General features: G+C 71.8%; 8 protein-coding genes and 1 pseudogene. 3 read left to right on the top strand and 6 right to left on the bottom strand.

Going from position 1 to position 11,587, the window contains the following annotated elements; all coding sequences use genetic code 11:
- Positions 1 to 39 precede the first annotated feature (39 nt).
- Genes whiA through uvrC form a run of 4 tightly spaced genes read right to left on the bottom strand, consistent with a single transcriptional unit; the run spans position 40 to position 4,890 of the window.
- Positions 40 to 1,026, bottom strand: a complete 987-nt coding sequence (whiA, locus tag ACYVAQ_RS21540; RefSeq protein WP_460792610.1) for a DNA-binding protein WhiA — start codon at positions 1,024 to 1,026, stop codon at positions 40 to 42.
- 22 nt (positions 1,027 to 1,048) lie between these two features.
- Positions 1,049 to 2,050 (bottom strand): gluconeogenesis factor YvcK family protein, encoded by a 1,002-nt coding sequence (locus ACYVAQ_RS21535; RefSeq protein WP_460792608.1) that lies wholly within the window; start codon positions 2,048 to 2,050, stop codon positions 1,049 to 1,051.
- A 1-nt stretch (position 2,051) separates the two neighbouring features.
- Positions 2,052 to 2,933 (bottom strand): RNase adapter RapZ, encoded by an 882-nt coding sequence (gene rapZ, locus ACYVAQ_RS21530; protein ID WP_460792607.1) that lies wholly within the window; start codon positions 2,931 to 2,933, stop codon positions 2,052 to 2,054.
- Positions 2,926 to 4,890, bottom strand: coding sequence for an excinuclease ABC subunit UvrC (gene uvrC, locus ACYVAQ_RS21525; protein ID WP_460792605.1), 1,965 nt, complete (start codon positions 4,888 to 4,890; stop codon positions 2,926 to 2,928). Before uvrC ends, rapZ begins: the two co-directional genes overlap by 8 nt.
- An 86-nt stretch (positions 4,891 to 4,976) precedes the next feature.
- Here uvrC and ACYVAQ_RS21520 point away from each other — a divergent pair, with 86 nt between their 5' ends.
- Positions 4,977 to 6,254 carry a tetratricopeptide repeat protein gene (locus ACYVAQ_RS21520; protein WP_460792604.1) on the top strand — a complete coding sequence of 426 codons (1,278 nt, stop codon included), beginning with the start codon at positions 4,977 to 4,979 and terminating at the stop codon, positions 6,252 to 6,254.
- Here ACYVAQ_RS21520 and uvrA read toward each other — a convergent pair.
- A complete protein-coding gene (uvrA, locus tag ACYVAQ_RS21515) occupies positions 6,251 to 9,127 on the bottom strand; it encodes an excinuclease ABC subunit UvrA (RefSeq protein WP_460792603.1) in 2,877 nt (958 codons plus the stop codon). The two genes, ACYVAQ_RS21520 and uvrA, sit on opposite strands and share 4 nt — an antisense overlap.
- A 70-nt stretch (positions 9,128 to 9,197) precedes the next feature.
- Here uvrA and ACYVAQ_RS21510 point away from each other — a divergent pair, with 70 nt between their 5' ends.
- Both ACYVAQ_RS21510 and ACYVAQ_RS21505 read left to right on the top strand, forming a co-directional pair.
- The gene (locus tag ACYVAQ_RS21510) at positions 9,198 to 9,875 is read left to right on the top strand and encodes a maleylpyruvate isomerase family mycothiol-dependent enzyme (protein ID WP_460792602.1); all 678 of its coding nucleotides are present in this window, start codon (positions 9,198 to 9,200) and stop codon (positions 9,873 to 9,875) included.
- The gene (locus ACYVAQ_RS21505; RefSeq protein WP_460792682.1) at positions 9,872 to 10,549 is read left to right on the top strand and encodes an MBL fold metallo-hydrolase; all 678 of its coding nucleotides are present in this window, start codon (positions 9,872 to 9,874) and stop codon (positions 10,547 to 10,549) included. The genes ACYVAQ_RS21510 and ACYVAQ_RS21505 overlap by 4 nt, the downstream gene beginning before the upstream one ends.
- 64 nt (positions 10,550 to 10,613) lie before the next feature.
- Here ACYVAQ_RS21505 and ACYVAQ_RS21500 read toward each other — a convergent pair.
- Positions 10,614 to 11,587 (bottom strand): annotated as a pseudogene (locus tag ACYVAQ_RS21500) (hypothetical protein); the annotation flags it as partial.

Raw genomic sequence — 11,587 nt, 5'->3', positions numbered from 1 at the left:
TGCGTCTCCCTCGACCCTAGCCAACAACCGGAGCCGGCATCAGCCCTCGTCGACGAGCATCTCCGGAGTCAGCGAGGCCTCGGTGTCCGGGATGCCCAGCTCCTCGGCCCGCTTGTCGGCCATGGCCAGCAGCCGCCGGATGCGGCCGGCGATCGCGTCCTTGGTGAGGGCGGGCTCGTGCAGCTGGCCGAGCTCCTCCAGCGAGGCGTTCTTGTGCTCGAGCCGCAGCGTGCCGGCGAGCTTCAAGTGGTCGGGCACCTCGTCGCCGAGGATCTCCATCGCGCGCTCGACGCGCGCACCGGCCGTGACCGCCGCCCGGGCGGAGCGCCGAAGGTTGGCGTCGTCGAAGTTCGCGAGCCGGTTGGCCGTGGCACGGACCTCGCGGCGCATCCGCCGCTCCTCCCAGGCCATCAGGGTCTCGTGCGCTCCGAGCCGGGTGAGCAGCTGACCGATGGCATCGCCGTCGCGGATCACGACGCGGTCGACGCCACGGACCTCACGGGCCTTGGCCTGGATGCCGAGCCGGCGCGAGACACCGACCAGGGCGAGCGCAGCCTCGGAGCCAGGGCAGGTCACCTCGAGCGACGAGGAGCGGCCGGGCTCGGTCAGGGACCCGTGGGCGAGGAAGGCACCCCGCCACGCCGCGACCGCGTCGCAGGCTCCCCCGGAGACGACGGCCGGCGGCAGACCGCGGACCGGACGGCCCCGCTGGTCGAGCAGACCGGTCTGCCGCGCCAGGGCCTCACCGTCGCGGACGACACGGACGATGTACCGGCTGCCCTTGCGCAGCCCGTTGCCCTGGACCATCACCACGTCGGAGGTCTGGCCGTAGATCTCGGAGATGTCCTTGCGCAGCCGGCGTGCGGCCGCGCCGGTGTCCAGCTCGGCCTCGACCACGATCCGGCCACCGACGATGTGCAGCCCGCCGGCGAAGCGCAACGTCGAGGCGACCTCGGCCTTGCGGCAGCAGACCTTCGTCACCGGGATCGCCGAGAGCTCCGCCTTGACCTGACCCGTCATCGCCATGGGGACGATCCTCGCATGCGCGTCAACGACCCTCGCCACGAGCGAAGACGCGGGCGTACGTCGCTGCGAGGCGGGTCACGTCGTGACGTGGGGTGCCGTCGTCGGCAGCCACGTCGTCGAGCACCAGGCGCGCCCCCAGGGCCTGCACCATCTGCTCCAGCTCGGCCTGCTGCTCGGGGTCGCTGGTCACACCGGCGCGGTCCGCGATCACGGTGTCGATGGTGAGGTCCGGCGCGTGCTCGAGGAGTACGCCGAGGTGGTCGGCCGGCCCGAAGCCGCCGGTCTCCCCCGGCTGCTCGGCCAGGTTGAGCACGACGACCAGCCGGGCCGTCGTACGGACCAGTGCGTCCCGCAGCTGGGGCACGAGCAGGTGCGGGATGACCGAGCTGAACCACGAGCCCGGGCCAAGGACGGCCCAGTCGGCTTCCTCGATGGCGGTGATGACCGCGGGGCTGACCTCGGGGTCCTTCGGGACGAGCGCGACCGAGTCGATCACCCCGTCCGTGGTCGCCACCTCGACCTGGCCGCGGACCGCGACGAGCGCGTCCGGGTCGTCCGGCACCAGGCCCCGCACCTCGGCGGTGATGTCCATCGGAGTGAGGGCCATGGGCAGGACCCGGCCCTTGGCGCCGAGCAGCCGGCCGACCCAGTCCAGCGCGTCGACGTGGTCGCCGAGCAGCTCCCACAGGCCCACGATGAGCAGGTTGCCGACGACGTGGTCGCGCATGTCGCCGTCGCCGGCGAACCGGTGCTGGAGCAGCCGCGCCCAGGTCGCACCCCACTCGTCGTCGCCACACAGCGCGGCCAGGGCCATCCGCAGGTCGCCCGGCGGCAGCACGTCGAACTGACCGCGCAGCCGCCCCGACGAGCCGCCGTTGTCGGCCACCGTGACGACAGCCGTCAGCTCGTCGATGGTCAGGTCGTCGACCAGGTGGCGCAGCGCGCTGAGCGAGGCGTGCAGGCCGTGCCCGCCACCGAGCGCGACGACCGCCTGGGCGCGATCACCGAAGTCCAGCTCCGCCACGTCACTCCCGCCCGAGGTCGCGGTGGATCGCCCGCGCGAGGTAGCCGAGGTCGCGCAGCCGGTGGGCGATCTCCTCGCTCATCGCGACGCTGCGGTGCTTGCCGCCCGTGCAGCCGACGGCCACGCGGAAGAAGCGCTTGCCCTCGCGCAGGTAGCCCTCGGCGACCCCGGTCAGGACCGGCACGTAGCCCTGCAGGAACTCCTCCGCGCCGGGCTGCGACTTCACGAACTCCGCCACGTCCTCGTCGCGGCCGGTGTGGTTGCGCAGCTCCGGCACCCAGAACGGGTTCGGCAGGAACCTCATGTCGGCCACGTAGTCGGCGTCGATCGGGATGCCGTACTTGAAGCCGAAGCTCACCACCGACACCCGGAGCCGGGTCGCGTCGTCGGTGCCGAACGCCTCGGCGATCCGTGAGGTGAGCTGGTGGATGTTGATGTTGCTGGTGTCGATCACCAGGTCAGCGCCGCCGCGGAGGTCGCTGAGGGCGACCCGTTCCCGGTGGACGCCGTCGAGCAGGCGCCCGCCCTCCTGCAGCGGGTGCGGGCGACGGGCGGCCTCCTGGCGGCGTACGAGGACCTCGTCGCTCGCGTCGAGGAACAGCAGCGTCGTGTCGCGGCCCGCGACGCCCTGGCCGAGCGTGTTGGCGAGGCTCTGGAAGAAGGAGCCGGAGCGGACGTCGACCACGACCGCGACGGGCTGCAGGTGGCCCTGGCTCTCGTCGACGAGCCGCACGACCTCGGGCAGCAGGCTGGGCGGCAGGTTGTCGACGACGAAGTACCCGAGGTCCTCGAGCTCCTTCGCGGCCGTGCTGCGGCCGGCACCGGTCATGCCGGTGACGACCACGAGCTGGCCGTGCCCCTCCGCGGGCGGTGCGTCAGTCATGGCTGCCATTCTTCCGGGTCGCCGACCGCTTCGCGTCGTCGAGCGCCACCGCGTCCTTGATCGCAGCGGCGGTCCGCGGCCCGATCCCTGGTACGACGGCCAGCTCCTCGACGGTCGCCGTGCGGAGCTTCTTCAGCGAGCCGAAGTGCCGCAGCAGGGTCTTGCGGCGTACCTCCCCCAGCCCCGGTACGTCGTCCAGGACCGACTCGACCATCGACGACGACCGCCGGTTGCGGTGGTGCGTGATCGCGAACCGGTGCGCCTCGTCGCGGACCCGCTGCAGCAGGTAGAGCCCCTCGGACGTGCGCGGCAGGATGACCGGGTCCTCCTGGCCGGGCAGCCACACCTCCTCGAGCCGCTTCGCAAGGCCGCAGACCGGGATGTCGTCGATGCCGAGCTCGTCGAGCGCCCGCTGGGCGGCCGCGACCTGGGGCGCGCCGCCGTCGACGACGACCAGTCCCGGCGCGTAGGCGAACTTCCGCGGGCGACCGGTGTCGGGGTCGACCAGCATCGGCCCTTGCTCACCGTCTCCCGCGCGCAGCTCGCTGTTGGCCTGCTCGTCGAGCAGCCGCCGGAACCGCCGGGTGATGACCTCGTGCATCGCCCGGACGTCGTCCGAGCCGTCCTGGTCCTTGATGACGAACCGCCGGTACTCGCCCTTGCGGGACAGCCCGTCCTCGAAGACCACCATCGAGGCCACGATCTCCGTGCCCTGCAGGTGGGAGACGTCGTAGCACTCGATCCGCAGCGGCGCCTCGTCCAGCTCGAGCGCGTCGGCGATCTCGGCGAGCGCCCGGTTGCGGGTGGTCAGGTCGCTGGCCCGCTTGGTCTTGTGCAGCGCCAGCGCCTCGGTGGCGTTGCGCGCGACGGTGGCCTGGAGCGCCTTCTTGTCGCCCCTCTGCGGCACCCGGATGTCGACCCGGCTGCCCCGCAGGTCGCCGAGCAGCTGCTCGAAGGTGGCGAGGTCCGGCGGCAGCGCGGGCACCAGGATCTCCCGCGGCACGGCGTCGCGGGCCTCCTCGGGCTCCACGCCGGCGTACAGCTGGAGCAGGAAGGTCTCGACCAGCTCGGGCGTGCCTCCCTCCTCGGTGCGGTCGGCGACCCAGCCGCGCTGACCGCGGATCCGACCACCTCGGACGTAGAAGATCTGCACCGCGACCTCGAGCGGGTCCTCGGCGAGCGCGATGACGTCGGCGTCGGCGCCGTCGCCGAGCACCACCGCCTGCTTCTCGAGCGCCTTGTGCATCGCGCCGAGGTCGTCGCGCAGCCGAGCGGCCTTCTCGAAGTCGAGCGCGTCGGACGCGGCGTACATCTCCTTCTCGATGCGCTTGGTGAACGCGGCGGTGCGGCCGGCCATGAACTCGCAGAAGTCGTCGACGATGGCGCGGTGGTCCTCGGCGCTGATGTTGCCGACGCACGGGGCCGAGCACTTGTCGATGTAGCCGAGCAGGCACGGCCGGCCGATCTGCCCCGAACGCTTGAAGACGCCGTTGCTGCACGACCGCATCGGGAAGACCCGCAGCAGGATGTCGACGGTCTCGCGGATCGCCCAGGCGTGGCTGTACGGGCCGAAGTAGCGGGTGCCCTTGCGTTTCGCGCCACGCCCCACCATCACGCGCGGGAACTCCTCACCCACGGTGACCGCCAGCCACGGGTAGGACTTGTCGTCGCGGTACTTCACGTTGAACCGCGGGTCGAACTCCTTGATCCAGGAGTACTCCAGCTGCAGCGCCTCGACCTCGGTCTTCACGACCGTCCACTCCACGGTCGCCGCGGTCGTGACCATCGTGGCGGTACGCGGGTGCAGGTTCGACACGTCCTGGAAGTACGACGTCAGCCGCGCCCGCAGGTTCTTCGCCTTGCCGACGTAGATGACGCGGCCGGTCTTGTCGCGCCACCGGTAGACGCCCGGCTCGGTGGGGATGTCCCCGGTCCGGGGGCGGTTGAGCAGTGGCACGGCCCCACCCTACGGAGCGGCACCGACTCCCCCGCCATGCCGTCCGCAACACCGGATTTCAAAGTCCACTGGTCTAGTGTTATTCCATGTACCCCGTCGACCCCTACGGCTTGCGGCTGAGCACCACGCCGGCTGCTGCGGCGGCGTACACGGAAGGTCTGCTGGACGTGCTGCGGCTGCGCACCGGGGCCGTCGACCACTTCGCCGAGGCGATCGCGCACGACCCGACGTTCGCCCTCGCGCACGCGGCGTTGGCCCTGCTCGGCCACGAGATGGGCGCGCCGGTCGACGTCGCGGCGCGGATCTCGCGGGCACGGGTGCACGCCGGCCGCGCCGGTGACCGCGAGCGGTCCCACATCTATGCGCTGACCTGCTACCTCGAAGGCGACACCGGCCCCCTGCTGCGCCACGTGGCCGAGCACCCCGCGGATGCCCTGCTGCTCTCCACCGCCGTGCCGACGATCGCGTTCGCGGGCGCGACGGAGGTGCCCGAGCAGGCGTGGGCCATCGTCGAGGGTGCGGCTCCGGCGTACGGCGACGACTGGTGGTACGCCGGCCTGCTGGCCTTCATGCGCCAGGAGCAGTGTCGCTTCGACGAGGCCATGTCGCTCTCCTGCGCATCCCTCGCCGTCGAGCCGAGTGCGGGTCACTCCGCCCATGCCCGCGCGCACGCGCACTACGAGACCGGCGACCACGAGGCGGGCCTCGCCTGGATGAGCGACTGGGTGCTCGCCGACGGCGCCCGGACCGAGTCGCTGTCCCACTTCTCCTGGCACGCGGCGATGCACGAGCTCTCGCTCGGCGACCTGGACGCCGTACGTCGTCGCTACCGCAGCCAGCTGGACCCGCACGGCGCGGTCGGCTGCCGCGCGCTGGTCGACGGCGGCTCGCTGCTGTTCCGCTGGGCGCTGACCCCGGACGCCACCGGCGTCCCCGACTTCGGCGAGATCATGGCCGCCACCCGGCCGAGCACGCTCGCGCAGCCGGCCACGCCCTTCCTCGCGATGCACGTCGCGACCGCGCAGCTCGCCTGCGGTGACGCGGACGCTCTCGACGACCTCGAGCGCTGGGCGTCGGCACACGAGCACCCGACCTTCCGGGGCGTGGTCGCCTCGCTCGCCGGCGCGCTCGCCGGCATGGTCCGCGGCCACCACTCGGAGGCCGCCGACCGGCTCTGCGCACTCGGACCGCAGGTCTGGCGGCTGGGTGGCTCGGACGCCCAGCGCGAGATCGTCGAGGAGGCGCGCATCGCCGCCCTGATCCGCGCCGAGCGCTGGGACGAGGCGCGCGCCGTGCTCGACGCCCGCCTCGACCGCCGCCGGTCGCCGCGCGACAGCGCGTGGCGGGCGACCGCGGCCGGTTAGGCCTTGGCGGCCCGCTTCGCCTTCGTCTGCTTCGCCTCGCGCCCCTCGAGCAGCGGCCTGAGGAAGGCCCCGGTGTGGCTGGCCTCCACCTTGACGATGTCCTCGGGGCTCCCCTGCGCGACGACCGTGCCGCCGCGGGAGCCGCCCTCGGGCCCCATGTCGACGATCCAGTCGGCCGTCTTGATCACGTCGAGGTTGTGCTCGATGACGAGGACGGTGTTGCCCTTGTCGACCAGGCTGGAGAGCACGCCGAGCAGCTTGCGGATGTCCTCGAAGTGCAGGCCCGTGGTGGGCTCGTCGAGCACGTAGACCGTGCGGCCGGTGGACCTCTTCTGCAGCTCGGCGGCCAGCTTGACGCGCTGCGCCTCGCCGCCGGAGAGCGTCGTCGCGGGCTGGCCGAGCCGGACGTAGCCCAGACCCACCTCGCACAGCGTCTTCATGTGCCGCGCGATCGCGGGCACCGCGGCGAAGAACTCCGCAGCCTCCTCGATCGGCATGTCGAGGACGTCCGCGATCGTCTTGCCCTTGTAGTGCACCTCGAGCGTCTCGCGGTTGTAGCGGGCGCCGTGGCAGACCTCGCACGGGACATAGACGTCGGGCAGGAAGTTCATCTCGATCTTGATCGTGCCGTCGCCGGCGCACGCCTCGCAGCGACCACCCTTGACGTTGAACGAGAACCGGCCCTGCAGGTAGCCGCGGACCTTCGCCTCGGGCGTCTGCGCGAACAGCTTGCGGACGTGGTCGAAGACACCCGTGTACGTCGCCGGGTTGGAGCGCGGCGTGCGGCCGATCGGCGACTGGTCGACGTGGATCACCTTGTCGACGTGCTCGAGGCCGGTGATCTTCTGGTGCCGGCCGGGGATGGTCCGTGCACCGTAGATCTGCTTGGCGAGCGAGGTGTAGAGGATGTCGTTGACCAGCGTCGACTTGCCCGAGCCGGACACACCGGTGACCGCCACGAACATCCCCAGCGGGAACGCCACATCGACGTTCTGCAGGTTGTGCTCCTTGGCCCCGATCACCTTGAGCTCGCGACCGATCGTGCGCGGGCGGCGGACGGCGGGCACGGCGATCTCGCGACGACCGGAGAGGTACTGCCCGGTCAGCGAGTCGCGGTGCTCGAGCAGGTCCTTGACCGTGCCGGAGTGGATGACCTGACCCCCGTGCTCACCGGCGCCCGGGCCGATGTCGACGATCCAGTCGGCCACCTTGATGGTGTCCTCGTCGTGCTCGACGACGATCAGCGTGTTGCCGAGGTCCTTGAGCCGGACCAGTGTCTCGATCAGCTTCTGGTTGTCGCGCTGGTGCAGGCCGATCGACGGCTCGTCGAGGACGTAGAGGACGCCGACCAGGCCGGCGCCGATCTGCGTGGCGAGCCGGATCCGCTGCGCCTCGCCGCCGGAGAGGCTGCCGGACGGCCGGTCGAGGGACAGGTAGTCGAGGCCGACGTCGAGCAGGAAGTTGAGCCGCTCCTGGATCTCCTTGAGCACCCGCTCGCCGATCTGCCGCTCGCGGGCGGTCAGGTCCAGGTTGCGCAGGTAGTCGGCAGCGTCGCTGATCGGCATCGCGCAGACCTCGGCGATGTTCCTGCCACCGGAACCGAGCGTCACCGACAGCGAGACCGGCTTGAGCCGGGACCCACGACAGGTCGGGCACGGCACCTCGCGCATGAAGCCCTCCATGCGCTCGCGGCTGACGTCGCTCTCGGCCTCGCGGTGGCGGCGCTCGACGTACCGCCGGACGCCCTCGAAGTCGGCGTAGTAGGCGCGCTCGCGACCGTAGCGGTTGCGCGTCACGACGTGGACCTTGGTGGGATGGCCGTCGAGGATCGACTTCTGCGCCTTCGCGGGCAGCTTCTCCCACGGGGTGTCGACGTCGAACCCGATCTCCTCGCCGAGCGCGATGAGCAGCTTGCCGAAGTAGTCGGCGACGTGCGCGTGGCTCCAGGGCTGCAGCGCGCCCTCCGCGAGCGTCGCGGTGGGGTCGGGAACGACCAGCTCCGGATCGACCTCCATGCGCGTGCCGAGACCTGTGCAGGCCGGGCAGGCGCCGAAGGGGCTGTTGAACGAGAACGACCGCGGCTCGAGGTCGTCGGTGTCGATGGGGTGCTCGTTGGGGCACGCCATCTTCTCGCTGAACCGCAGCTCCTCGCCGGTGTCGACGAAGTCGAACAGGACCAGGCCGCCAGCCAGGCCGAGAGCGGTCTCCACCGAGTCGGTGAGCCGCCGCTTGGCGGACTCCTTGACCGCGAGCCGGTCGACGACCACCTCGATCGTGTGCTTGAGCTTCTTGTCCAGGGCCGGCGGGTTGTCCAGCGGGTGCAGCTCGCCGTCGACCCGGGCCCGCGAGAAGCCCTGCGCCTGGAGCTGGCGGAAGAGGTCGACGTACTCCCCCTTGCGGCCGCGGATCACCGGCGCGAGGACCTGGAACCGGGCACCCTCCTCGAGGGCGAGAATCCGGTCGACGATCTGCTGCGGCGTCTGCCGCTCGATCGGGGCGCCGCAGGTCGGGCAGTGCGGGCGCCCGGCGCGCGCGTAGAGCAGGCGGAGGTAGTCGTAGACCTCGGTGATGGTGCCGACCGTCGACCGCGGGTTCTTCGAGGTGGACTTCTGGTCGATGGAGACGGCGGGGCTGAGGCCCTCGATGAAGTCGACGTCCGGCTTGTCCATCTGGCCCAGGAACTGACGGGCGTACGCCGACAGCGACTCGACGTACCTCCGCTGGCCCTCGGCGAAGATCGTGTCGAAGGCGAGGCTCGACTTGCCGGAGCCCGAGAGGCCGGTGAAGACGATGAGGGAGTCACGGGGTAGGTCGATCGAGACGTCCTTGAGGTTGTGCTCGCGGGCGCCCCGGATGATCAGCTGGTCCTGCACCCTGTCAGCCTACGGACGGCCACCGACATCCCCTGATTCGCGAGCGGGACGGAGCGGGATGATGGGCCCTGTGAACCCCATCGAGGCAGTCCTGGACGCGACCGACCGGTACCTCAGCTCCCTGGAGGAGGTCACGGACGAGCAGCTGCGCGAGCCCAGCCTGCTGCCGGGCTGGACGCGCGGCCACGTCGTGGCGCACGTCGCCCTCAACGCGCACGGCAGCGCCCGGGCGCTGCGGGGCGCACGGACCGGGGAACCGGTCGCCATGTACGACTCGCAGGACCAGCGCAACGCCGACGTCGAGGAGCGCTCCGCCGGGTCGGCCGAGGACCTGCGCGCGTTCAGCCAGATGAGCGCGCTCCGGCTGGCCGGCGAGCTGCGGCTGATGAAGGTCGGCGTGACCATCGAGCGGGTACCGGACGGGCCGGTCATGGACGCGCCTACGATCGTCGAGGCCCGCTGGCGCGAGGTCGAGGTGCACCGGGCCGACCTGGGGCTCGGCTACGCACCCACCGACTGGCCCCTCCCGTTCGCCGCGTTCGCGCTCGAGGCGGCCGCGGCCGACCGTGGCGACCAGGTGTCGCTGACGTTGCACGCCCACGACCTCGAGCGCACCTTCCTGGTGGGCGGCGGAGGGCACGGTGTCGCGGGCCGCGCCGGCGACCTCGCGTGGTGGCTGCTGGGGCGCGGGGACGGGTCCGCGCTCACCTCGACGCGGGCGCTGCCTAGTCTGGGGGCATGGCGATGACCTACTCGGGCGACGTGACGCCGGGCGGACCGGAGGACGTGCGCGAGCTCGCGCACCTGACCATCACGAAGGTCGCGGTCGACCCCAAGATGGCCAACAACGCGTACCTGCTGCGCTGCGCCACCACCGGTGAGCAGCTGTTGATCGACGCCGCCGACGACGCGCCGCGTCTCCTCGAGGTCGTCGGCGACGGTGGCCTCGGCACCGTGGTCACGACCCACCAGCACTGGGACCACCACCGCGCGCTCGCCGCCGTCGTGGAGGCCACCGGGGCGCGGGTCATCGCCGGCGAGCCCGACGCCGACGCGATCACCGAGCAGACCGGGGTCGAGGTCACCCGGCGGGTCGGCGACGGCGACCACGTGATGCTCGGCGACTGCCGGCTCGAGGTCGTCCGGATCACCGGCCACACCCCCGGCTCCATCGTCATTGCGTACGACGACCGCGCCTCCGGCGGCACCTGGCACCTGTTCACCGGAGACTCACTCTTCCCTGGCGGCGTCGGCGCGACCTTCGGCGACTCAGCCGCCTTCGCGATCCTCATCGACGACGTCGAGGCCAAGATCTTCGGTGAGTTCCCCGACGACACCTGGTTCTACCCGGGCCACGGCGGTGACGGCGTGCTGGGGAACGAGCGGCCGAACCTGCCGGAGTGGCGCGAGCGGGGCTGGTGACGCCGCGCTCGGAGCTCCGGACGTGGGCGCCGATGATCCTCGCGATCAGCACCGACCTCGATCATCACTCGAAGTAGAGTTCGCCGATGATGCGGCCGTCGTCGGCGTGGATGGGTTCGACTTCGCGGGTGCCGCGTGGGGTGACGACGCGGCAGAGGCCGTGGGGTGTGGTCCAGCGGTAGGCGCCCAGGCCGATCTGCTCCACACTCCAGCCGGGGTCGTGGGTCTTGACCCGGTGGTGGAGGCGGGTCAGGGGTGCGTGGTTGCGGTCGGTGGTCTGGCCGGGTGGGCCGCCGGGGTCGAACGGAACCACGTGGTCGTGGTCCAGACGCCTGCTCGACGAGGTGGAGTGCGGGAACGCGTCGCCGCCGGTGCGGAGGATCCCTCGGGTCCGCATGCGGTTGGGGTGTTCGTAGGCGTGGGCGGTCTGGACGGCGTTGAGGTCCAGCACCGGTTGCAGCCGCACGTTGCGGTGCCCGAGCAGGGTGGTGACTTGCTGCAGCAGGAGGGGGCCGAGGTCTTCGCACCGGGCGACGCCGGCGTCGGCGAGGGCGGCGGCGGTGATGTGGAAGTACAGGACGGCGCCACGACGCGGCTTCTCCGGCAGGGCGGGGCCGTCCGTTGCGTCGGGGCCGTCGAGGAGTCGGAGTACGGCGGCGGGGTCGGCCATCAGCGCCAATGCTTGGGCCCGGAGCTGGTCGCGGGTGGGCTGCTCGGTGGTGGGGTCGAGGTCCTGGGCGAGCTTGTCGGCGAGGTCGTCGAGGAAGGTGTCGATCTCGACCAGGGCGGCGATCGGGAGCTGGGCGGCGAGGCGGCCGGTGGCGGGTTCGCAGGCGCCTGCTTCGCCGCCGAGGCGGTCACCGGTGCGGGGCCGGGAGCGCCACACCCCGACACGCTGCTCGTCGGCGGCGATCCGGGCGCGGTGGGCGTCGAGGTCGGCCTCGATGGTCTTGGCCTCGGCGACCTGCAAGAGCTTCCCGGCCGGGAGCTGCCACGCGGCAGCGACCGCGGTGTCGACCAGCGCCGCACCCTCCGCAG

The organism is Nocardioides maradonensis, assembly GCF_054777115.1.
Note: the sequence above shows the minus strand (reverse complement) of the source record. Positions and strands in the feature narration are given on the sequence as shown.

Coding starts and splice junctions, on each gene's coding strand:
- whiA (WP_460792610.1), bottom strand. CDS start 1,026: ATGGCGATGACGGGTCAGGTCAAGGCGGAGCTCTCGGCGATCCCGGTG.
- rapZ (WP_460792607.1), bottom strand. CDS start 2,933: ATGACTGACGCACCGCCCGCGGAGGGGCACGGCCAGCTCGTGGTCGTC.
- ACYVAQ_RS21520 (WP_460792604.1), top strand. CDS start 4,977: ATGTACCCCGTCGACCCCTACGGCTTGCGGCTGAGCACCACGCCGGCT.
- ACYVAQ_RS21505 (WP_460792682.1), top strand. CDS start 9,872: ATGACCTACTCGGGCGACGTGACGCCGGGCGGACCGGAGGACGTGCGC.